The organism is Kitasatospora sp. NPDC023385 (genome assembly GCF_055664045.1).
In genome coordinates this window covers 300,592-322,288 of record NZ_JBVOOL010000003.1, presented here as the reverse complement: position 1 = coordinate 322,288, position 21,697 = coordinate 300,592, and the positions used below count along the sequence as shown (strand labels likewise).

The 21,697-nt window shown below is 73.2% G+C and carries 22 protein-coding genes and 1 pseudogene; 16 read left to right on the top strand and 7 right to left on the bottom strand.

From position 1 onward, the window contains the following. The 4 genes from AC0B61_RS07450 to hemB all read left to right on the top strand — a co-directional run bounded on the left by AC0B61_RS07450 (nucleotide 1) and on the right by hemB (nucleotide 5,111). On the top strand, nucleotides 1–1,341 hold the full coding sequence (locus tag AC0B61_RS07450) for a glutamyl-tRNA reductase (RefSeq protein ID WP_471739644.1): 1,341 nt from the start codon (nucleotides 1–3) through the stop codon (nucleotides 1,339–1,341). A gap of 41 nt (nucleotides 1,342–1,382) precedes the next feature. Then, complete coding sequence (gene hemC, locus AC0B61_RS07445; RefSeq protein WP_471739643.1) at nucleotides 1,383–2,390, top strand: hydroxymethylbilane synthase; 1,008 nt, start codon at nucleotides 1,383–1,385, stop codon at nucleotides 2,388–2,390. Next, nucleotides 2,387–4,036, top strand: coding sequence for a bifunctional uroporphyrinogen-III C-methyltransferase/uroporphyrinogen-III synthase (locus AC0B61_RS07440; RefSeq protein WP_471739642.1), 1,650 nt, complete (start codon nucleotides 2,387–2,389; stop codon nucleotides 4,034–4,036). The genes hemC and AC0B61_RS07440 overlap by 4 nt, the downstream gene beginning before the upstream one ends. A gap of 94 nt (nucleotides 4,037–4,130) precedes the next feature. Next, nucleotides 4,131–5,111 carry a porphobilinogen synthase gene (gene hemB / locus AC0B61_RS07435; RefSeq protein ID WP_471739641.1) on the top strand — a complete coding sequence of 327 codons (981 nt, stop codon included), beginning with the start codon at nucleotides 4,131–4,133 and terminating at the stop codon, nucleotides 5,109–5,111. 90 nt (nucleotides 5,112–5,201) lie between these two features. On the opposite strand, the gene AC0B61_RS07430 is transcribed toward hemB, so the two are convergent. The 3 genes from AC0B61_RS07430 to AC0B61_RS07420 form a co-directional block, all read right to left on the bottom strand. After that, nucleotides 5,202–5,468, bottom strand: a complete 267-nt coding sequence (locus tag AC0B61_RS07430; RefSeq protein WP_471739640.1) for a hypothetical protein — start codon at nucleotides 5,466–5,468, stop codon at nucleotides 5,202–5,204. 210 nt (nucleotides 5,469–5,678) lie between these two features. Beyond that, nucleotides 5,679–6,023: a rodlet layer protein gene (locus tag AC0B61_RS07425; RefSeq protein ID WP_471739639.1), complete on the bottom strand. Its 345-nt coding sequence runs from the start codon at nucleotides 6,021–6,023 to the stop codon at nucleotides 5,679–5,681. Between the two features lie 84 nt (nucleotides 6,024–6,107). Further along, nucleotides 6,108–6,452, bottom strand: coding sequence for a hypothetical protein (locus AC0B61_RS07420; protein WP_030232098.1), 345 nt, complete (start codon nucleotides 6,450–6,452; stop codon nucleotides 6,108–6,110). Nucleotides 6,453–6,758: 306 nt separating this feature from the next. Between AC0B61_RS07420 and AC0B61_RS07415 the strand changes: the two genes are divergently transcribed. Then, a complete protein-coding gene (locus tag AC0B61_RS07415) occupies nucleotides 6,759–7,478 on the top strand; it encodes a hypothetical protein (protein WP_471739638.1) in 720 nt (239 codons plus the stop codon). Between the two features lie 75 nt (nucleotides 7,479–7,553). Here the strand turns inward: AC0B61_RS07415 and AC0B61_RS07410 are convergent, their stop codons facing one another. The 3 genes from AC0B61_RS07410 to AC0B61_RS07400 all read right to left on the bottom strand — a co-directional run bounded on the left by AC0B61_RS07410 (nucleotide 7,554) and on the right by AC0B61_RS07400 (nucleotide 8,676). Then, nucleotides 7,554–7,949: a hypothetical protein gene (locus AC0B61_RS07410; protein WP_471739637.1), complete on the bottom strand. Its 396-nt coding sequence runs from the start codon at nucleotides 7,947–7,949 to the stop codon at nucleotides 7,554–7,556. A gap of 113 nt (nucleotides 7,950–8,062) precedes the next feature. Further along, complete coding sequence (locus tag AC0B61_RS07405; protein ID WP_471739636.1) at nucleotides 8,063–8,332, bottom strand: chaplin; 270 nt, start codon at nucleotides 8,330–8,332, stop codon at nucleotides 8,063–8,065. A 101-nt stretch (nucleotides 8,333–8,433) separates the two neighbouring features. Then, nucleotides 8,434–8,676 carry a chaplin gene (locus tag AC0B61_RS07400; RefSeq protein ID WP_471739635.1) on the bottom strand — a complete coding sequence of 81 codons (243 nt, stop codon included), beginning with the start codon at nucleotides 8,674–8,676 and terminating at the stop codon, nucleotides 8,434–8,436. Nucleotides 8,677–9,245: 569 nt separating this feature from the next. On the opposite strand from AC0B61_RS07400, the gene AC0B61_RS07395 reads away from it, so the two are divergent. The 4 genes from AC0B61_RS07395 (at nucleotide 9,246) to AC0B61_RS07380 (ending at nucleotide 13,567) form a co-directional block, all read left to right on the top strand. Beyond that, nucleotides 9,246–9,485 carry a chaplin gene (locus AC0B61_RS07395; protein WP_471739634.1) on the top strand — a complete coding sequence of 80 codons (240 nt, stop codon included), beginning with the start codon at nucleotides 9,246–9,248 and terminating at the stop codon, nucleotides 9,483–9,485. A gap of 290 nt (nucleotides 9,486–9,775) precedes the next feature. Then, entirely contained in the window at nucleotides 9,776–11,410 is a 1,635-nt protein-coding gene (locus tag AC0B61_RS07390; RefSeq protein WP_471739633.1) for an RICIN domain-containing protein, read from the top strand. Nucleotides 11,411–11,734: 324 nt separating this feature from the next. Continuing rightward, nucleotides 11,735–13,015, top strand: coding sequence for a hypothetical protein (locus AC0B61_RS07385; RefSeq protein ID WP_471739632.1), 1,281 nt, complete (start codon nucleotides 11,735–11,737; stop codon nucleotides 13,013–13,015). 63 nt (nucleotides 13,016–13,078) lie between these two features. Continuing rightward, nucleotides 13,079–13,567, top strand: a complete 489-nt coding sequence (locus AC0B61_RS07380) for a MarR family winged helix-turn-helix transcriptional regulator (RefSeq protein ID WP_471739631.1) — start codon at nucleotides 13,079–13,081, stop codon at nucleotides 13,565–13,567. A 50-nt stretch (nucleotides 13,568–13,617) separates the two neighbouring features. On the opposite strand, the gene AC0B61_RS07375 is transcribed toward AC0B61_RS07380, so the two are convergent. After that, nucleotides 13,618–14,811, bottom strand: coding sequence for a sensor histidine kinase (locus tag AC0B61_RS07375; protein ID WP_471739630.1), 1,194 nt, complete (start codon nucleotides 14,809–14,811; stop codon nucleotides 13,618–13,620). A gap of 232 nt (nucleotides 14,812–15,043) precedes the next feature. Here AC0B61_RS07375 and AC0B61_RS07370 point away from each other — a divergent pair, with 232 nt between their 5' ends. From AC0B61_RS07370 to AC0B61_RS07340, 7 genes and pseudogenes are all read left to right on the top strand, one after another. Next, nucleotides 15,044–16,585, top strand: a complete 1,542-nt coding sequence (locus tag AC0B61_RS07370; protein ID WP_471739629.1) for an ArnT family glycosyltransferase — start codon at nucleotides 15,044–15,046, stop codon at nucleotides 16,583–16,585. 91 nt (nucleotides 16,586–16,676) lie between these two features. After that, nucleotides 16,677–18,303 (top strand): annotated as a pseudogene (locus AC0B61_RS07365) (amino acid adenylation domain-containing protein); the annotation flags it as partial. A 6-nt stretch (nucleotides 18,304–18,309) separates the two neighbouring features. Further along, nucleotides 18,310–19,479: a condensation domain-containing protein gene (locus AC0B61_RS07360; protein WP_471739794.1), complete on the top strand. Its 1,170-nt coding sequence runs from the start codon at nucleotides 18,310–18,312 to the stop codon at nucleotides 19,477–19,479. Between the two features lie 77 nt (nucleotides 19,480–19,556). Then, complete coding sequence (locus AC0B61_RS07355; RefSeq protein WP_471739628.1) at nucleotides 19,557–19,721, top strand: hypothetical protein; 165 nt, start codon at nucleotides 19,557–19,559, stop codon at nucleotides 19,719–19,721. A gap of 37 nt (nucleotides 19,722–19,758) precedes the next feature. Continuing rightward, the gene (locus AC0B61_RS07350; protein WP_471739627.1) at nucleotides 19,759–20,661 is read left to right on the top strand and encodes an ArsR/SmtB family transcription factor; all 903 of its coding nucleotides are present in this window, start codon (nucleotides 19,759–19,761) and stop codon (nucleotides 20,659–20,661) included. A 12-nt stretch (nucleotides 20,662–20,673) separates the two neighbouring features. After that, nucleotides 20,674–20,886, top strand: a complete 213-nt coding sequence (locus AC0B61_RS07345; protein WP_471739626.1) for an MbtH family protein — start codon at nucleotides 20,674–20,676, stop codon at nucleotides 20,884–20,886. A gap of 65 nt (nucleotides 20,887–20,951) precedes the next feature. Continuing rightward, nucleotides 20,952–21,614, top strand: a complete 663-nt coding sequence (locus AC0B61_RS07340) for a response regulator (protein ID WP_471739793.1) — start codon at nucleotides 20,952–20,954, stop codon at nucleotides 21,612–21,614. Nucleotides 21,615–21,697: the final 83 nt, after the last annotated feature.

Sequence of the window (21,697 nt, the reverse complement as noted above, 5' to 3'; positions counted from 1 at the left end):
ATGAGCCTTCTCGTCGTAGGGCTGAGCCATCGCACGGCCCCGGTCGGGGTGCTGGAGCGCGCCGCGCTGACCGGTGACGTGCCGACCCGGCTGCTGCACGACGCGGCCGCGACCGCCACCGTCGGCGAGGCCGCGCTGCTGAACACCTGCAACCGCATCGAGCTGTACGCGGACGTGGACAAGTTCCACGCCGGCGTCGCCGAGCTGTCGCTGCTGCTGGCCCACCACAGCGGGGTGGACCTGGAGGAGCTGACCTCCCACCTGTACGTCCACTACGAGGACCGCGCCGTCCACCACCTCTTCTCGGTGGCCTGCGGCCTGGACTCGATGGTGGTCGGCGAGGGCCAGATCCTCGGCCAGCTGCGCGACGCGCTGGCCAAGGCGCAGGAGGAGCACACCGCCGGGCGCGGCCTGAACGAGCTGTTCCAGCAGGCGCTGCGGGTCGGCAAGCGGGCGCACAGCGAGACCGGCATCGACAAGGCCGGCCAGTCGCTGGTCACCTTCGGCCTGGAACAGGTCGCCGCGGGCGCGGGCGAGATCGCCGGCAAGCGCGCGCTGGTGGTCGGCGCCGGCTCGATGAGCTCGCTGGCCGCCGCCACCCTGGTCCGCTCCGGCGTGACCGACCTGCTGATCGCCAACCGGACGCCGGCCCGCGCCGAGCGCCTGGTCGAGATCCTCGGCCCGGACGTGGCCCGCACCCTGGACCTCGCCAAGGTGCCGGACGCGCTGGCCGACGTGGACCTGGTGATCTCCTGCACCGGCGCGGCCGGCGTGGTGGTCAAGGCCGCGGACGTGGCCGCCGCGGTCGCCCTGCGCACGGCCCCCGAGCCGCTCGCCCTGCTCGACCTGGCCATGCCGCGCGACGTCGACCACGCCGTGCACGAGCTGGACGGCGCCCTGCTGGTCGACCTGGAGAGCCTCTCCCACGCGCACGCCGCCAGCCCCGGCGCCGGCGACGTCGACCAGGTCACCCGGATCGTCGCCGACGAGGTGAGCGCCTTCGGCGCCGCCCAGCGGGCCGCCCGGATCGCGCCGACCGTGGTCGCGCTGCGCTCGATGGCCTCCGACGTGGTCGCCGCCGAGCTGGGCCGGCTGGAGTCCCGGCTGCCCGACCTGGACGAGCGCTCCCGCGCCGAGATCACCCAGACCGTCCGCCGCGTCGTCGACAAGCTGCTGCACGCCCCGACCGTCCGGGTGAAGCAGCTGGCCGCCGAGCCCGGCGGCGCCTCCTACGCGGAGGCCCTGCGCGAGCTGTTCGACCTCGACCCGGCGGCCGTGCACGCCGTGTCCGGCACGCCGGTCGGCGGCCCGCCCCAGCCCTCCGCCGGGGGCACCAGATGAACCGTCAGCCATCCCACGAGTACCACCGGGACGATCACCTCATGAATGGTCAACCGATCACGGAGCAGCCTCCGGTCACCGCGCCCCTTCGGCTCGGCACCCGGCGCAGCGCCCTCGCCATGGCCCAGTCGGGCATGGTGGCCCGCGAGGTGACCAGGCTCACCGGGCGCCCCGTCGACCTGGTCGAGATCACCACCTACGGCGACACCTCGCGGGAGGCGCTGGCACAGATCGGCGGCACCGGCGTGTTCGTGTCCGCGCTGCGCGACGCGCTGCTGGAGGGCCGGATCGACTTCGCCGTGCACTCGCTCAAGGACCTGCCCACCGCCGCCCCCCGGGGCCTGGCGCTGGCCGCCGTCCCCGAGCGCGAGGACGCCAGGGACGCCCTGGTCGCGGCCGAGGGCCTGACCCTGGACGAGCTGGTGGAGAAGCTGGCCGGCGCCGGCCGCCCGGCCCGGATCGGCACCGGCTCGCCGCGCCGGATGGCCCAGCTGAACGCCTGGGCCGCCGCCCGCGGCGCCCAGCTGGAGACCGTCGCGATCCGCGGCAACGTGGACACCCGGATCGGCTACGTGGCCGGCGGCGAGCTGGACGCGGTCGTGCTGGCGACGGCCGGCCTGAACCGGCTCGGCCGCGGCGCCGAGATCTCCCAGCACCTCGACCCCGAGCTGATGCTCCCGGCGCCCGGCCAGGGCGCGCTCGCGATCGAGTGCGCCACCGCCGACCCGGAGCTGACCGCCGCGCTCGCGGCCCTGGACCACGCCCCCACCCGGGTCGCCGTGGTCGCCGAGCGCGCCCTGCTGGCCACCCTGGAGGCCGGCTGCTCGGCGCCGGTGGCCGCGTTGGCCACCTGGGGCCGGGAGAACGAACTGCGGCTGGACGGGGTGGTCGGCAACCCCGACGGCTCCGCCCTGCTGAAGATGTCCGCCAACGGTCCGATCGTCCTCGACGAGACCGCCGAGCAGCAGGCGGCGGCCCTCGGCCGCGCCCTGGCTGACCGGCTGCTCGGCGCGGGCGCGGCCGCCCTGATGGGGGAGCAAGCCCGATGAGCCCCACCGCCGCCACCGACGCCCTGTTCCCGGCGGGACAGCCCGCCACCGGACGGTGCACCTTCCTGGGCGCGGGCCCCGGGGATCCGGGCCTGCTGACCCTGCGCGCGGTCGAGGTGCTGTCCACGGCCGACGTCCTGGTCGCCGACCCGCTGACCGCGGCCGCCGTGCGCAGCCACTGTCCGGCCGCCGTGCAGGTGCACGCCCCGGCCGCCGAGGGCACCGGCTTCGACCTGGCCAAGCTGGTCGCCGAGGCCGTCCGCTCGGGCAAGCACGTGGTCCGCACCGTCGACGGCGACCCCGGCCTGGACGGCTGCGCCGCCGAGGAGATGCTCAGCTGCGCCGGCGACGGGATCCCGTTCGAGGTGATCCCGGGCGTCGCCCAGTCGGTCGGCGTCCCGGCGTACGCGGGCGTTCCGCTGCGGGCCGGGTCCGGCACCGACGTGCGCTTCGTGGACGGCGTCCAGCTGCTGTCCGGCGGCCCGGTGGACCTGGGCGCGCCGGAGACCACCCTGGTGGTCCGCACCACCCTGGGCCAGCTGCCGGCCACCGCCGCCGCGCTGGTCTCCAACGGGCGCAAGCCGGAGTCCGCGCTGAGCGCGACGCTCTCCGGCACCACCACCCGCCAGCGGACCTTCACCTCCACGCTGTCCGGCATCGCGGCCGACCTGAAGGCCGCCCGGGTGCTGCCCTCGCCGGTCTCCGCCCCGGTCGACCCGGCCACCTCGGTGATAGCCGTGGTGGGCGAGCAGGTCGCCCGCCGGGCCTCGCACTCGTGGTTCGAGACCAAGCCGCTGTTCGGCTGGAACGTGCTCGTGCCGCGCACCAAGGAGCAGGCCACCGGCCTGTCCGAGCAGCTGCGCTCGTACGGCGCGGTGCCGCAGGAGGTGCCGACCATCGCGGTCGAGCCGCCGCGCACCCCGCAGCAGATGGAGCGGGCCATCAAGGGCCTGGTCACCGGGCGCTACGAGTGGATCGCGTTCACCTCGGTGAACGCGGTGCGCGCCGTCCGGGAGAAGTTCGAGGAGTACGGCCTGGACGCCCGGGCGTTCGCCGGGATCAAGGTCGCGGCGGTCGGCGAGACCACCGCGCAGGCCCTGGTGGACTTCGGTGTGAAGCCGGACCTGGTGCCATCCGGCGAGCAGTCCGCGGCCGGTCTGCTGGAGGACTGGCCGCCGTACGACCCGGTCTTCGACCCGATCGACCGGGTGCTGCTGCCGCGCGCGGACATCGCCACCGAGACCCTGGTGGCCGGCCTGGTCGAGCTCGGCTGGGAGGTCGACGACGTGACGGCGTACCGGACGGTGCGCGCCTCGCCGCCGCCGGCCGAGACCCGGGAGGCGATCAAGGGCGGCGGCTTCGACGCGGTGCTGTTCACCTCGTCCTCGACCGTCCGGAACCTGGTCGGCATCGCGGGCAAGCCGCACAACGTCACGGTCATCGCCTGCATCGGCCCGGCCACCGCCAAGACCGCCGAGGAGCACGGCCTGCGGGTCGACGTGATGGCCCCGGCGCCGTCGGCGGCCGCACTGGCGCAGGCGCTGGCAGACTTCGGGGCCAAGCGCCGGGACACCGCGACGGCCGCCGGCGAGCCGGTCTACCGGCCCAGCGAACGCCGTCCGGGATCCCGCCGCAAGGCTCGCTGAGAGCCCCCAATTATCGTCTTGGGGCCAACTATGGTGCGGGGGGCGGTGGTTCGCCGCCACCCCCGCGCCGCACAACCGTTCGGAGAGAGAAGCCGTGTCCGCTGAATTCCCGTACGTTCGCCCCCGCCGGCTGCGACAGAGCCCGGCGATGCGCCGGCTGGTGGCCGAGACCCGGCTGCACCCGGCGGAGCTGATCCTGCCGCTGTTCGTCCGCGAGGGCGTCAGCGAGCCCGTCCCGGTCACCTCGATGCCGGGCGTGGTCCAGCACAGCCGGGACACCCTGCGCAAGGCCGCCGTGGAGGCGGCCGAGGCGGGCGTGGGCGGCATCATGCTGTTCGGCGTCCCGCAGGTGCAGGACGCGGTCGGCAGCGAGGGCACCAACCCGGACGGCATCCTGCAGCAGGCGATCCGGGACGTGGTCTCCGAGGTCGGCGACGCCCTGGTGGTCATGTCGGACCTCTGCCTGGACGAGTACACCGACCACGGCCACTGCGGCGTGCTGGCCGCCGACGGCAGCGTGGACAACGACGCCACCCTGGAGCGCTACGCCGAGATGGCCCGGGTGCAGGCGGACGCCGGCGTCCACCTGGTCGGCCCGTCCGGCATGATGGACGGCCAGATCGGCGTCGTGCGACGGGCGTTGGACGAGGCCGGGCACCAGGACGTGGGCATCCTCGCCTACACCGCCAAGTACGCCTCGGCGTTCTTCGGCCCGTTCCGCGAGGCCGTCGGCTCCTCGCTCAGGGGCGACCGCAAGAGCTACCAGCAGGACCCGGCCAACGCCCGTGAGGCGCTGCGCGAGCTGGAGCAGGACCTCGCCGAGGGCGCCGACCTGGTGATGGTCAAGCCGGCCATGGCCTACCTGGACATCCTGCGCCAGGTCGCCGACGCCTCGCCGGTGCCGGTCGCCGCGTACCAGGTGTCCGGCGAGTACGCGATGGTCGAGGCGGCCGCGGCGAACGGCTGGATCGACCGGGAGCGGATGATCATGGAGACGCTCACCTCGATCCGCCGGGCCGGCGCCGCGCAGATCCTCACCTACTGGGCCGTCGAGGCCGCCGCGATGCTCAAGTAGCCGCTGCCTGCCTGCCCGCACGCCCGCACGCGCGACGCGAAAGGCCGGGCCGCTCCCCACGGGGAACGGCCCGGCCTTTCGCGGCTTCCGCTACATCCAGCCCTTGATGTGGGCGAAGCCCTCGCCGCCGCCGATGATGTCGGTGGAGGTGGCGGCGACGCCGCCGAAGCCGCCGGCGGCGGTGTCCGTGGTGTGGGCGAGGCCGAAGCCCTCGGCCGCCAGGAACGGCTCGTCCGCGGTGGCGACGAACGCGCCGCCGCCGACCAGGCCGGTGTGGGCGAAGGCCGGGGTGGCGGCACCTGCGAGCGCCAGCGCGGCGGTGGCGGTCAGTGCGGCCTTGGCCAGCATGCTCTTCATGGATCTGCCCTCTCTCTGGGAGCGCCCGCGTGGGCGCTCTGACACGTGTTCACCTCCGGCCGACCGGCCCGGCGCCCCGCGCCGGTCCCGGACGGCCGCTCACCCGGCCGGTCCGCCCCGTGGCGGCCGGCCGGACACTTCGTCCGCCAAGCCCGGAGGGCCCGGGGAGACCTTCCTCCCCGGGCCCTCCGTCCGTGCCGTGCCCCGTGATCAGCCGATCAGGTGCGAGACGCCCGCGTCGCCCGAGGACTGGGTGTTCTGGCCGACGTTGCAGATCTGCTTCGGGGTGCTGTTCAGGACCGGAACCTCGACCGGAACCGCGACGCCGACCACGGCGACGGCGATGTTGTGGATCTCCGGCAGGCAGATGTTCGCGTTGTCCAGGGTGTGGAAGTTCGGGCTGCCGTTGCCGTGGGTGCCGGTCTGGTTGGTGCCGCCGTTGCCCTGGACGGAGGTGGCGGCGCCGTCCGAGTCGGCGATGGCGGAAGCCGAGCCGGCGGACATCGCGATGGCGGCGGCGGCCAGACCGGCGGCGGCGAGGGACTTCTTGATCATTTCCGGTGTTCCTCTCAAGGGTGAATCGGGGAGCGATTCGAAGGTGGATCAGAGGGGGGTGGTGCAGGGGAGCTGAACGGAGCGTCAGCCGATCAGGTGGGACACGCCCGCGTCGCCGTGGCTCTGGGTGCCCTGGCCCTGGGTGCAGTACTGCTTGCCGCCGCTGTTGGCGATCGGGACCTCGACCGGGACCGCCACACCGAGCACGCCGACGGCGATGTTGTGGATCTCCGGCAGGCAGACGTTCGCGTTGTCCAGGAAGTGGAAGTTCGGGCTGTTGTTCCCGACCGTGCCGGTGAAGTTGGTGCCGCCGTTGCCCTCGATGGAGGCGGCGGCGCCGTCCGCGTCACCGATGGCCGAGGCGGGCGCGGCGGCGGCGGCCAGCGCGGCGACGGCCAGGCCGGCAGCGGCGAAGGACTTCTGGATCATGGGGAGATCCCTCTCTGAAATGCTCTTGGATTCCGTGGGCGTACAACGCGTAGAACGCTCAGACCCGGTCTGCAGTCACTGATGTCCAGATCAAAGAATGACGGCACGGAAGGTTACGGGGATTTTTGAAAAGAGTCCGGGAGGCGCGGCGAAGGATGGTTTCCGGTCGGATTATTAGGCCGAACCGGCTAACCGGCGCAATCCGCGCTCCCGGTCACTCGTTGAGACGGACAGATTGCTTTCCGGCTGCGCCCGCGCAGCCGTTCCCCAGTGAACCCCAGTACGGACAGCAGAACGGTGAAAAGCATGAAGTTCTCCAAGCGGGCCGGTGCGATGTTGCTGGCGGTCGGTGCGGGCATGCTCGCCTCCCAGGGACCGGCCTGCGCCGCCCCGGTCGGCCTCGACCACGTCGGAGCCCTGGAGGACGCGCTGGCCACCCAGCAGGTCCCGGCGGACGTACCGCTCACCCCGCTGGGCAGCCACCTCTCGGCCGGCATCCCGACCTCGCTGCTCATGCCGCCGGTGCCCGGCCGGACCACCAGCACCAGCACCGAGCTGGTCCCGGAGCGGATCGTCCCCCAGCTGAGCACCGGCAAGGTCGGCCCGAGCGCCAAGGCCGAGCTGCCGCTCCCGCTGGTCGACCAGGGCGCCGACCTCGGCCGGGTGCTGCTGGACGCCCCGGCCGCGCCGCTGCACGCCGACACCCCCGGCCTGAGCCTCGGCAAGCCGCTCTCGCTCGCCCAGGACGGCGCCGGCCAGCTCGCCGGCGGCCGGCTCAAGGTCGGCGAGGTCGACCCGCGGCTGCTCACCGGCGCCGTGCAGGCCGTCCCCGGGGCCAGCGCCAGCCTCGGCGGCGAGGACCAGCGGCTCTCCGTCACCGACGAGGTGAACGACCTGACGGCGACCACCGCCGCCACCACCACCGGCGTGGTGCAGCAGACCGGACTGGCCGACCCCGCGGCCACCACCGCGACCGCCACCGGGGTGCTGCAGCAGGCCGGGGTGACCGGCCTGACCCAGCTCTGACCAGGCGTCGGGCACACCAGGAGCCCGGTACCCCGCTCACGCGGCGGGGTACCGGGCTCCGGTGCGTCCGACGGCTCAGCCCGGCAGGACGCCGGTCAGCCCGCCGACCAGCGGGAGGTCCTTGACGCCGCCGCCAGCGCTCAGCGGACCGGTCAGCGTGCCGGTGCCGACCGGGGCCAGGCCCTGGTCCGGCTGGACGGTCGCGCCGTTGTTGAGCACGTCGGCGGCGGAGTTCGCCCACGGGTCCAGGCGCAGGCTCTTGACCGGCGCGAGGCCGTAGCCCAGCCCGGAGGTCGTCCCGTTGAGCGCCTGGCCGACGTCGGTCCTGGCCAGCGTGGCCGGCCCGGCCGGCGCCGGTCCGGCCGGAGCCGGTCCGGACGGCACGGTGGCGGCCTGCGCCGAACCGGCGCCGAGCAGGACCGCGGCACCGACGGCGGCGGCCAGGCCGGCCCCGCTCTTCTTCGAAACCATGCGGATCACCCTTCGGTGGATCGGAGGTCCCGGACGGCCGTCCGGGGATGCCGAACTGCCCCCCGGCCGGCTGGTCGGGGGGCAGGACGGCCGGAACACGTGCCGATCGGGGATCAGCAGTCGTCCGCGGGCTTCGGGTGCGCGTCCACGTTGGCGCAGCTGTTGCCGAAGGCCGGGTTCAGCAGGCCGACCACGTTGACGGAGTTGCCGCACAGGTTGATCGGGATGTGCACCGGGACCTGGATCTGGTTGCCGGAGACGACACCGGGGGAGCCGGCGGCCACGCCCTCGGCGCCCGCGCCGGCGGCGGCGGAACCAGCCGCGCCCAGCACCAGGCCGGCAGCGGCGGCGGAGAGGACGGCGGCCTTCTTCACGTTCTGCATGGGGGTTGATCTCCTCGATCACACACGGGTGGAGCGTGCCGCGCTGCGGGGCGCGGCACGGGCTCGGTGAAACGGCTGTCGCCGGTGCGGCGACGGCCGGTTCAGCCGACGTTGGCGCAGCTGTTGCCGAACGCCGGGTTCAGCAGGCCGATCACGTTGATGCTGTTGCCGCAGACGTTGAGCGGGACGTGCACCGGGATCTGGATCTGGTTGCCCGAGAGCACACCGGGGGAGCCGGCGGCCACGCCCTCGGCGCCCGAGCTGGCGAACGCGCCGCCGGCGGCGCCGAGCACCAGACCGGTCGCGGCCAGGGACAGGGCGGCGGCCTTCTTGAAGTTGCGCATGTCTTTCCTCCGATTTCTGCCCGACGGAAGGGAAATGTCGGGAGTCGGGCGAGCACGAATACTCGCCCGCTGGCTTCAGGGATTGCCGTGATTGTCACTCGGGCGGCGTACGCCGGCGTGTTCGCCCATGGCTCGGGCGTGGCCGCGGCCGCCGTGTCGTGCGCCTATCGAAATCCTCCCCGCACGGCCGGGAAAGGCTTTCGGACAAAGGCGCGACCGGCGGAATTCCCGGTCAGACGTGCCGGCGGGGACCGCCGGACGCCGCGTTCGGGAGGCCCGCCGCATCGATCGAGCCGCCGGTGGCCGCGGCGCCGACGGCGTCGTGGCGAGCTTGCGCATGGGCGGATCTCGATTCGTGTGTGGGGGCCGGTGGACCGGGTTCCGTGAGGGAGAACGAGGAACCGCGCACGGGGAAACGGTCCGGCCTCCTGATCACCCATCTGGACCGCCATCCGGGTCCTTTGCGCCAGATGGGTGACAGTCCGCGCACCGTCGCAACCGGTCCGGACGGGTCTCGTTCTAGATGTCGCACTCCCCGTGCATCTCTGTTGAACAGTCAGGAGGCTCACATGAGCATCAAGAAGACCGCCGCCGTCGGCGCGGCCGTGGTGGGCATGGTGGCCGCCGGTGCCGGCACCGCGATGGCCAGCGCCGGCGCCGAGGGCGTCGCCGCCGGTTCCCCGGGTGTCATCTCGGGCAACCAGATCCAGGTGCCGATCCACATTCCGATCAACGCGTGCGGCAACACCGTCGACATCATCGGCCTGCTCAACCCGGCGTTCGGCAACCACTGCGCCAACGTGGGCTGAGTCCACACCCGGTTCGGCCGGTGAGAGCCGCCGTTCCGCGCTTCCCTCCTGGGGCGCGGGGCGGCGGCTCTTCTTTTCCGTGTTCGGCCGCGTGTGTTCGGCTGCCTGTGGTCGGACTGCCGGTGTTCGGACGTCGACTCGTACTGCTGTCACAAGCCTTGTTGGACTACTTGTCAGTACCTAGAATGCGAGTCCTGCTCACCTTTTTGCTCCTCCCTTGCTCCTCCCCTTGGTCCGCGCCGCTCGGCGCCCCCGGCCGGGCGGTTCCCCACCCCCGCAAGGAGTCGCGTGTGACCAGGTTCCGAACACCGGCCGTGCTGCTCGCAGTCGGCGCCCTCGTCGCCACCCTCGGCCTGGCCGGCACCCCCGCCGCCCTCGCCGACCCCGCCCCGGCGCCCGCCGCCACCCGCCCGGCCGCCGTCGTCGCCCTCGGCGACAGCGCCATCTCCGGAGAGGGCGCGGGCACCGACACCAACGACGGCTACTTCCCCGAGACCGACAGCCCCACCAACTACTGCCACCGCCACCCCAAGTCGGAGATCTTCGTCTCCGACATCCCCGGCGTCACCCCGATCGACCTCGCCTGCTCCGGCGCGCAGACCGGCGACCTCGTCAGCGACCCGGACCTGGCCAGGATCACCGGCCCCGGCAGCGGCGACTACGGCGAACCCAAACAGGACGTCAAACTCGCCGACACCGCGTCCAAGTACGACGTCAAACTGGTCGTCGTCACGATCGGCGCCAACGACGACTTCGACTTCAGCGGCGTCATGATGCACTGCCTGGCGCAGTACTTCCCGGTCCCCAAGGACCAGGGCTGCCGCGACACCATCGGCAGCGACGAGATCCTCCGACGCGCCAAGGGCGTCCAGCCCAAGGTGGTCGCGGCACTGCAGAACATCCGCCAGACCATGCGCAAGGCCGGCTACGCCGACTCGTCGTACCAGCTGGTCTACCAGTCGTACTTCAACCCGATCACCCCGGACATCCGGCGCAACGACTACCTCGGCAAGATCGCCGACGGCTGCCCGGCCTTCCCCGAGGACCTCGCCTGGGGCCACAACTGGGTGGTGCCGACCTTCAGCGACGCGCTGCGCGGCGCGGCCGAGCAGGTGCCCGGCGTCCGCTACCTGGACCAGCGGCGAGTCGCCTTCGGGCACGAGGTCTGCGCGGAGTGGACCAGCTCCCCGTACGAGTACAGCAACGGGGACGTCATCAACCTCGCCGAATGGGCGCGCAACGGCTGCGACTCGCAGATCGGCATCCCCGGGCTGTGCATGAACATGGTCCGCCAGTCGTACCACCTGCGGGTCGCCGGCTACCGCGGTGAAGGCGTCTGCCTCGGCCAGTTCTACGCCCGGCCCGAACTGACCCAGGCCTACTGCACCCTCAACCAGCAGAACACCACGTCCATCCAGCCGCTCACCCCCGGACAGCCCTTCCCCGACACCCCGGAGGACGGCTCCTGGTACCAGCTCACCAACGCGGCCACCGGCAACGCCCTCGACCTCACCGGCGGCGGCACCTACGGCGACTCCGCCGACGGGCGGGCCGCCATCACCTATCCGGCCACCGGCGGCCTCAACCAGTCCTTCGTCCTGGAGGCCAAGGCCGGCGGCAGCTATGAGCTCGACTTCAGCGGCAACCGCGCCATGTGCCTGGACGCCGACGCCGCCTCCACCGCCCCCGGCACCCGGATCCAGCAGTGGGGCTGCAACGGCGGCGGCAACCAACACTGGCTGTTCGAGCCGGCCGGCGACGGCCGCTACAAGATCGCCGACTCCCAGGACCGTACCAAGGTGCTGTCCGCCGCCGGCCCCGCCGACGCCAAGGGCAACCCGTCCGTCGTGCTCGCCGCCGACACCGGGGCCGCCGGGCAGCTCTGGCGGCTCACCAAGCTCGGCATCGTCTACGTCAAGGGCTGATCACCGATCCCGCCCGCACCGCCGCTCACCCCGTCGCCGCCCCCAACCGGGCGGCGACGGCCGCGTCCAGCGGGTACGCCGTCTCGACGGGCAGCAGCGCCGGATCCCGCTCCAGCCGCACCCGCCCGGCCAGCCCGGATGCGGCGGGGTGGGGCGGGGTTCGGCATGGGCGGCATCGTCGCGGGCGTCCGGGGGTGGGCGCCAGGGGTTTTCCGGGCGGGCGGGGGTCGGCCGGTGTGCCGGGGGCGTGCCGTAGGCTCACGGGAAAATCGTTGCGCCGGAGCCGCGCGGAACCACGAGCGGGGCGGGGAGTACCCAGAGCAGATGAGCACGGCATCGAGCACCGAGTCGTCCAGCACCGAGCCCGGGGCGCCCGCCGCGGCGACGGCCGGGCCGCCCGAGGAACGGACGGGCCGGGCAGCCGGGCGGTTCGGGGCACTGGTGGACCGCTTCGCGCCCGCCCTGGGCGCCTACGCGGTGGTCAAGGCCATCGGCCTGACCGTCTTCCTGCTGCTGCTCTCGCACACCGGCGACTACCTGAAGAAGCAGCCGGGCCGCGGCGGCGGCGCCAACCCGTGGGACGTGCTGGGCACCTGGGACGGCGTCTGGTACCAGCGGATCGCCGAGAACGGGTACGACCCGCAGCTGATCCCGCTGCACGGCTTCCCGCTCGCCACCTACTACGAGAACTCGGCGGCCTTCTTCCCGCTCTACCCGTGGCTGATGCGGCTGGTCGGCGCGGTCACCGGGCTCGGCCCGTACGGCTCGGGGATCGCGGTCTCGGTGCTCGCCTCGCTGGTCGCGGCGGCCGGGATCTTCGCGATCGCGGAGCGGCTCGGCGGCTTCCGGGCGGGTGTGATCGCGGCGGTGTTCTGGGGCCTGTTCCCCGGGTCCGGGGTGGAGTGGGCGGTCTACTCGGACTCGCTGTTCGTCGCGCTGTCCGCCTGGGCCTGCTACTGCGTGATGACCCGCCGCTGGCTCGCCGCCGGTATGCTGGCGCTGGTGGCGGGCCTGAACCGGCCGACCGCCGCCGCGCTGATCGCCGCCGTGTCGATCGCCGCGCTGGTGGCGCTGGTCCGCCGGACCGACGGGGTGGCCCGCCCGCTGACCGCGATGCTGGTCACGCCGTGGGGCCTGATCGGCTACGTCGCCTGGGTCGGCTGGCGGATGGGCGACTGGGGCGGCTACTTCAAGCTCCAGCAGGGCGCCTGGAACCGCTACTTCGACGGCGGCGCCTCCACCGTCCGCACGATCATGGACGTGATCACCGGCCACTGGGACTTCTGGCAGTCCAACCCCGTGCCGGACCTGATCGCGATCGCCCTGCTGATGTCCCTGCCGGGCCTGCTGGTGCTGCTCCGGCGCGTCCGGCCGCCGCTGGTCCTGTGGGTCTACACCGGGCTCACCCTGGTCCTGGCGTTGAGCAGCAACCAGATCTTCGGCAACATCTCGCGCTACCTGCTGCCGGCCTTCCCGCTGTTCATCGGACTGGCGGTGGCGCTGCGCCGGGTGCGGACCTCCTCGCTGGTCGGGCTGTTGGCGATGCCCGTCCTCGCGGCGGGCTGGTACGCGGGCTATGCGCTGTTCGAGTTGGGCATCCCGTAGACCCGGCGTTGGTTGGCAACGGGATCATCCGGCAGCAGACGGGCCGTTGCTAATCTCGGACGTATGACGACGACCCCGCCCGTGCGCCAGATCAGCGACATCTCCGGCCTGCTGGACCACGCGAGCCACGTGCTGGCGACGCGGATGGCGGCCGCCTTCACCGAGCTCGGGATCACCCCCCGCGCGTACAGCGTGCTGTTCCACGCGCAGGAGGCCGAGCGCACCCAGATCCAGCTGGCCGAGCTGGCGGACCTGGACAAGACCACCATGGTGGTCACCGTCGACGAGCTGGAGAAGGCGGGCCTGGCCGAGCGCCGCCCGTCCGCGACCGACCGCCGGGCCCGGATCGTCTCGGTCACCGAGGCGGGCGGCCGGGCCGTGGTGCGGGGCACCGCGATCGCCGACCGGGTGCACCGCGACCTGCTGGAGGCGCTGCCGCAGCCCGAGCGCGAGGTGTTCGTCTCGGCTCTGACGCACCTGGTGGGCGGCCACCTCGCGGAGCCGGCGGAGAGCGAGCGCACGGTACGCCGACCCCGCCGTTCCCGGGGCTGAGCCGCCTCGCCGGTCCCCCGCGGCCGCCCGGGGTGGCGGCGGGGGACCGGTCAGGACGGGGTCGTCAGCGGGAGGACGGCGCGGATCCGGAAGCCGCCGCCGGGGCGGGGGCCGACGTCGAGGCTGCCGCTGACCATGCCGACGCGTTCGCGCATGCCGATCAGGCCGTGGCCGAGGCCGTCGGTGCCGCCGGTGGCCAGGTGCCCGTCGGTGCTGCCGCGTCCGTCGTCCTCGACCAGGACGGCCAGTTCGCGTTCGCCGAAGTCGACCGCGACCCGGGCGTGGGCGTCGGGGCCGCCGTGCTTGCGGACGTTGGCGAGCGCCTCCTGGACGATCCGGTAGACGGTGAGCTCGACGCCGCGGGGTAGGTCGCGGGGGTGCCCGGAGGTCGCGTAGTCCACCTGCAGCCCGGCGGTGCGGACCTGGTCCAGCAGCTCCGGGAGTTCCTCGACGCCGGGTTGCGGGACGTACTCGTCGGCCCTGGTGTCGGAGGTGCGCAGGACGCCGAGCAGGCGGCGCATCTCGACGAGTGCCTGGCGGCCGGTGGCGGCGATCGTGCCGAGGGCTTCCTTGGCCTGCCGAGGGGAGCCGTCGAGGACGTGGGCGGCGCCGTCGGCCTGGACGATCATCACCGAGACCTTGTGGGCGACGACGTCGTGGAGCTCGCGGGCGATCCGGGCGCGTTCGGCGGCGACCGCGACCTTGGCCCGGGCGTCGCGTTCGCGTTCCAGCCGGGCGGCGCGGTCCTCCAGCTCGGTCAGGTAGGCGCGGCGGACCCGGGCCAGCCGTCCCCAGGCCCAGCAGAGCACGAACGGGGAGGCCAGGAACCCGGAGAGCAGGACCGTCCGCGGCAGGCCGTCCGCCGGCCCGCCGGGGTCGAAGCGCAGGACGGCCAGCGGGCCGGCCAGCGTACCGGCGGCCAGCGCGAGGCGCAGGGCCCAGACCGGGCCGTACGCGGCGGCGCTGTACGCCAGGACGAGGTAGCCGGCGCCCGCCGGGCCCGCCGGGACGCCGAGGGCGAGCTGGCCGGCCCCGAGCAGGACGCCGCCGACCGTGGCCGGGCCGGGGGCCCGGAGCCGGACGGCGAGCAGTGCGGCCAGCAGCAGGGTCGAGGCCACCTGCCAGGCCAGTCGCGGTCCGGTGAACTGTGCCGCGTGCAGCAGTCCGACGGCCGACAGCAGCCCGGCCCAGCCGGCGCTGACCGTCATCGGGCGGGTGCGCAGCCAGCCGTTGAGTCGATGCACCTCCTCAGGCTAGGCAGCCGGGCGCGGTGCCCAGGTCCACCGAAAGGCTGAGGCGGCATCAGCCACAGGGTGGAGATGAACCCGTCAAAGGGCGTCCGGGAGCAGCTGTTTAGCGGACGAGTCAAACAGGTGGAGCCTCGCTCGGTAGTTCGAGGAGGATCGGCACGGGTCGTGACGCCCGGCGTCCGGCCTGCCCAAGTGTCGGCAGACCTACCGGTACGTGAGGGTTGTGATGGCTACCACTGGAACAGACGAGACACGGCTCTCCGAACGACGGGAAGCCGAGGTCCCCCCGCCGGCCACGGCGACGGCCTGGCGCCCGGTGGCCGCGGTGGCGGCCGGGACGGCGATCGTACTACTGCTGTTCATCAACGAATACGGTTACGACGCAGACGAGTTGTACTTCCGGATGCTCGGTGCCCGGGGGCCGGCCTGGGGCTACGTGGACCAGCCGCCGGCGCTGCCGATGGTGGTCCGGGCGGCCACGCTGCTGCTGGGGGACAGCCTCTGGGCGATCCGCGTCCCGGCCGTGCTGTGCGCGGCGGCGGTGGTGGTGCTCGGTTCGCTGATCGCGGCCGAGCTCGGAGCCTCGCGGCGGGCGCAGCTGATGACGGCGCTCGGGCTCGGCAGCTCGGTGATGGTGCTGAGCGTCGGCCACTGGATCCTGACCAGCAGCCTGGACACGGTGGCCTGGTGCCTGGTGATGCTGTTCGTGCTGCGGGCGCTGCTGCGGCGGGACGGCCGGTGGTGGATCTGGGCCGGTGTGGTGTGCGGGGTGGCGCTGTACGCCAAGTACATGGTGCTGCTGCTGCCGGTGTCGCTGCTGCTCGGCCTGGCCCTGGTCGGGCCCCGGCAGGTCTTCCGGGACCGGCGGCTCTACCTGGGAATGGCGCTGACGCTGGTGATCGGGGCGCCGAACCTGGTCTACCAGATCACCCACGACTTCCCGCAGATCCAGATGGCGCACGCGCTGGGCGCCAGCGACGGCTCCGCGAACCGCTCGCTGTTCGTCTCGAACCTGCTGCTGCTGCTCGGCCCGGGTCTGGCGGTGTTCTGGATCGCCGGCCTGATCGGGCTGTTCCGCAAGCGGGAGTGGCGCCCGGTGCGGGCGGTGGCGGTCGGCTACCTGGTGGCGACGGTCGCCGCGCTGATGATCGAGGGCGGCCGGCCGGACTACACCGGCGGATTCCTGATCACGCTGTTCGCGGTCGGGGCGATCCGGGCCGACCGCTGGATCGCCCGCGGCCGGCGGCGGCTGCCGGTGGTGGCGGCCGGACTGGTGCTGACCTCGCTGGTCCAGTTGCTGCTGACGCTGCCGCTGGTCCCGGAGAAGTCGCTGCACCGGGCGGCGTTCAACAGCATGGCCCTGGAGACGGTCGGCTGGCCGACCACGGTGGCCCAGGTGGCGGCGGTGTACGACGGGCTGCCGGCCGAGGAGAAGGCCCGCGCGGTGCTGCTGGCGGGCAACTTCGGCGAGGCCGGCGCGCTGGACCGCTTCGGCGGCAAGTACCGCCTGCCCGAGGTCTACAGCGGGCACAACGAGCTCCACGACTGGGGACCGCCGCCCGACACCGCGGACGTGGTGGTCACCGTGGGGGTCGACCAGGCCCGGCTGACCGCCGACTTCGAGCGGTGCGTGGCCGCCGCCCCGCTCGACAACGGGCTGGACGTCAGCAATCCGGAGCAGGGCCGGCAGGTCTCGGTCTGCCGGGGGCCGCGCGCGCCGTGGAAGGCGCTCTGGCCCGCGTACCGCCATCTCGGCGCGTACGAGTGACGGACCGCGGACACCCGTGAGTCGCAGCCCCGCAGAACAGGCCGAAGGCCGAGGAGGAGTAGTTCCGATGGGTGTGGCACAGGATCGCTGCCTGGACCGGTTGTTCGCCGAGCAGGCGGCCCGGACGCCGGACCGGATCGCGCTGACGTACCGCGACGAGTCGCTGACGTACGCGGAACTGGACGCCAGGTCCGACGCGTTGGCGCGGCTGCTGGTCGCCGAGGGGGCCGGCCCCGAGCGGTTCGTCGCGCTGGTGCTGCCGAGGTCGGCCGAGATGCTGGTGGCCGTCCTCGCGGTGCTCAAGTCCGGTGCGGGCTACGTGCCGATCGACCCCGAGTACCCGGCCGAGCGGATCGCCTACGTGCTGGCGGACGCCCGGCCGGTGCTCACCCTGACCACCGCCGAGGTGGGCGGGGCGCTCGCCGGGCTCCGGACGGACGGCCACTGGCTGACCCTGGACGACCCCGGCACGGCCGCGGCGGTGGCCGCGGCGGCGACGACGGCCCTGCCCACGGCCGGCCGCAGCCCGCAGGACCCCGCGTACGTCATCTACACCTCGGGCTCCACCGGGCGGCCCAAGGGCGTGGTGATCCCGCACGGCAACGTGGTGCGGCTGTTCGCCTCGACCGCGCACTGGTACGGCTTCGACGAGCACGACGTCTGGCCGCTCTTCCACTCCTTCGCCTTCGACGTCTCGGTGTGGGAGATCTGGGGCGCCCTGCTGCACGGCGGCCGACTGGTGGTGGTGCCGCAGGCGGTGACCCGCTCGCCCGCCGACTTCCTGCGGCTGCTGGCCGACGAGCAGGTCACGGTGCTGAACCAGACCCCGTCCGCCTTCTACCAGTTGATGCCCGCCGACCGCGCCGAGCCGGAGCTGAGCGCCCGGCTGGCCCTGCGCTGGGTGGTCTTCGCCGGGGAGGCGCTGGACCTCGGCCGGCTCGGGGAGTGGTACGCGCGGCACAGCGACACCGCCCCGACCCTGGTCAACATGTACGGGATCACCGAGACCACCGTGCACGCCTCCTTCGTCGCACTCGACGAGGCCGGGGCGGCCGCGGCTGCCGGCAGCGACATCGGTACGGCCATCCCGGACCTGGACTTCCACGTCCTGGACGCCGGGCTGCGGCCGGTGGTGCCGGGCGCGACCGGCGAGTTGTACGTGGCCGGCCCCGGGCTCGCCCGCAACTACGCCAACCGGCCCGACCTGACCGCCGGCCGCTTCGTGGCCTGCCCGTTCGGAGCGCCGGGTGAGCGGATGTACCGCTCGGGCGACCTGGTGCGGCTGCGCGCCGACGGCTCGCTGGAGTACCTGCGGCGCGGCGACGACCAGGTGAAGCTGCGCGGCTTCCGGATCGAACTCGGCGAGATCGAGGCCGCGTTGAAGCGCGAGCCGACGATCGGTGCGACCGCGGTACTGGTCCGGGAGGACCGCCCGGGGGACCGCCGGCTGGTCGCCTACCTGGTGCCCGCCGAGCCGGCGGCCGCCGTGCCGTCGCCGTCGCGGCTGCGCGAGCTGCTGGCCGACCGGCTGCCCGGCTACGGCCGAGGCCGCAGCGGGCACGTACGTGGCGCCGAGCACCCCGACCGAGCTGCTCCTCACGGACCTCTGGGCGGACGTCCTCGGCCTCGAACGGGTCGGCGTGACCGACGACTTCTTCGAGTCGGGAGGCGACTCCATCCTCAGCATCCAGCTGGTCCACCGGATCCGGCGGGCCGGCCTGCGGGTGGTCTCCCGGGACCTCTTCCTGCACCCGACCATCGCCCGGCTCGCCGAGGTGGTCACCCCCGAGACGGCCGACGAACCGGAGCAGGACGAGCCGGCCACCGGGGAGGTGCCGCTGACCCCGATCCAGGCCGCCTTCCTCGGCGCCGACCCGGTGGCCCCGCACCACTTCACCCAGTCGGTGCTGATCGAACTGGCCGACGACGTGGACGAGCCCGCGCTGCGCGCCGCCCTGGCCGAACTGCCCGCCCGGCACGACGCGTTGCGCCTGCGCTACCGGCACACCGCGGAGGGCTGGCAGCAGTACGCGGTCGCCGCCGAAGCGGTCGACCTGCTGCGGCGGCACGACCTGTCGCAGCACCCCGAGCCGGACCAGGCCGCGGAGATGGACCGGCTGGCCGCCGACACGGACGCCGCCCTGGACCTGCGGGAGGGACCGCTGCTGCGCGCCCTCTGGTTCGACCTGGGAACGGGCCGGCGGCCCCGGCTCTTCCTCACCGCACACCACCTGGTGGTCGACGCGGTCTCCTGGCGCATCCTGCTGGACGACCTGCAGAGCGCCTACCGGGCCCGGCGCAGCGGTGAGCCGGCCGCGCCCCCGCTGCGCAGCGCCTCCTTCCGCCGCTGGGCCGAGCAGTTGCGACGGCACACCCGGGAGGGCGGCTTCGACCGGGAGGCACCGTACTGGGAGGCCGTCCGGCCGGCCGCCGACCTGCCCCGGGACGGCGACGGGCCGAACCTGGCCGGCTCGGTGGACACCGTGACGGTGGCCCTGGAGCCGGCGGAGACCACGCAGTTCCTGCGCGCGGTCGGCCGGCTGCGCACCTCCGCCCGCGACCTGCTGCTCGCCGCCCTGGCCCGTACCCTCGCCGGCTGGACCGGGGAGCGGCAGGTGCTGATCGACCTCGAGGGCCACGGCCGGGAGGAGATCTTCGACGACCTCGAACTCTCCCGCACCGTCGGCTGGTTCACCACGCTCTACCCGGTCGCCCTGGAACTGCCCGAGCCGGACGCCGACTGGCCGTCGCTCGCCCGCTCGGTCCGGCGCCAACTGCGCGCGGTGCCCGGCAACGGCCTGGGCCACGGCGCCCTGCGGTACCTGAAGGACCCGGCCGGCCCGGCCGCCGCCACCGCGCAGGTGGTGTTCAACTACCACGGCCAGTACCGTTAGCGCACAATTTGCACTTTCCAGACTGGACCATGACCAGTCAGATGAGGCCGACTCTCGTGGCGTCCCAGGTATCAGGTGTGGAGTTCTCGGAAGTGTGGTCGGGGACCGCCGAGATGGGATTCCTCGATGTCCTGGGTGCGGATTTCGCGGGGCTCGCGCCGATCGAAGTCGGTGCCGGTCACGTGTTCTCGTACGCCGAGACGCTGCGCGGTGGACGAGTCCTGAGGAGCGGCGAGGCCTGAACCAGCCGAAGACAGCGACTACGGGGGATGCTTTGTGTTGAGAATTCATTTCACTGTCGAGGATCTGGCCCGCCTGCGAATGGTCGCGGGCCTGGGCCCGCTGACCGAGGGCATCTTCGCCCTCCACCGGTTCAGCCACAGCGGTAGCGTCGTGTTCCACCCCTGGCGCATGCGGGTCCGCGCCGCGCTGCGGACGCGCACCGCCGAGCTGGAGTTACTCGCCCAGCAGGCGTCGAGCTTAACGGAGTTGACCGAACTGCTGGGCCCGTCCGGGTACGGCGAGGGGCCGTCCGGGCCGGCGGCGCTGCTGGGCAGGTTCACCCAGGTCGCGGTCCTGCCGTACTGGAACGAGATCAGGCCGCAGCTGGAGCGGGTGCGGGACGCCCGGGGGCGGATCGCGATCGCCCACGGTTCGGAGCGGCTGCTGAGCGCCATCCACCCGACGCTGCGCTGGAACGCGCCGGTCCTCGAGGTCCGCGGCGGGCCGGACCGCGACGTCCACCTCGGCGGGCGGGGGCTGGTGTTGAGCCCCTCCTTCTTCCTCAACGACCCGTCCTGCGTGTTCATCGACGACGACCGCGAGGCCGGGGGGCCCGCCGTGTTCTTCCCGATCGGCTCGGCCGCCAAGCCCGGTATCTGGGACGCGTGGGAGTCGGACGAGCAGGCGCTCGGAGCCCTGGTCGGCCACACCCGGGCCGCGGCGCTCCAGGCGCTCACCGACAGCTGCACCACCGGTGAACTCGCCGAACGCCTCGGCATATCGCTGGCCGGCGCCAGCAAGCACGCGGCGGTCCTGCGCCGGGCCGGCCTGATCACCACCGCGCGCAACCGGAACACGGCACTGCACACCCTCACCACGCTCGGCATGGCCCTGCTGCAGAGCCGCGAGCTCGCGCCGATGCCGTTCCGCAGCCACCAACGCACCGAGATCCCGGCCTGAGGAGGCGCACCGATGAGCACCCCCAACCCCTTCGACGACCCCGACGGCACCTTCCACGTCCTGGTGAACGACGAGGGCCAGCACTCGCTGTGGCCGGTCTTCGCGGACGTACCGGCCGGCTGGCGGACGGTCCTGGCGGACGCCGACCGTGAGGCCGCGATCGCCTACGTCAACGCCAACTGGACGGACATGCGGCCCGCGAGCCTGGCGGCCCGGCAGGGCTGACGGGGCCCCGGCCCCATCCGGCGGACCGGGTCCTCCGATCCGCCGGTGTGACAGAATTCCTGCCTGTGACCATTCGATTACTGCTCGCAGACGACCAGGAGATGGTCCGCCGCGGTATGCGGCGGATCCTTGAGAACCAGCCGGACATGGAGGTGGTCGGCGAAGCGGAGGACGGCGTCGCGGCAGTGCAAGCGGCGCGCCAACTCCGGCCCGACGTGGCACTGGTGGACATCCGGATGCCACGCATGGACGGGCTGGAAGTCGTCCGTCTGCTCGCCGGCCCCTCGGCGGCGCCGCCGATCAAGGTCGTCGTCGTCACCACCTTCGATCTCGACGAGTACGTGTACCCGGCGCTGCGCCACGGCGCCTCCGGTTTTCTGCTCAAACGCTCGGGCCCGACGCTGCTGGTCGAGGCGGTCCGGGCCGCGGTGGCGGGCGACAGCCTGATCAGTCCGTCCATCACGGTCCGGCTGCTCAAACACGTCACCGGCGGCCGACCGGGCGGCTCGGCCCTGGTCGAGCCGCTCACCGGGCGGGAGACGGAGATCGCCGGAAAGGTGGCCGAGGGGAAGACGAACTCCGACATCGCCGGTGAACTGTTCATCTCGGCGGGCACGGTGAAGACCCATGTGGCCAGCATTCAGCGCAAGCTGGGCGTCAAGAACCGGGTCGGAATCGCCGTGCGCGCCTTCGAGATGGGATATGCGACCGGTCGATTGGCAGAGTGAGGAATTCCTCCGGCCGGCGGGTGCCGAAGAACTCGCGGATCAGGGGTGGCCGGTCCGGTGCAAACACAGCACCGAAACCGCGA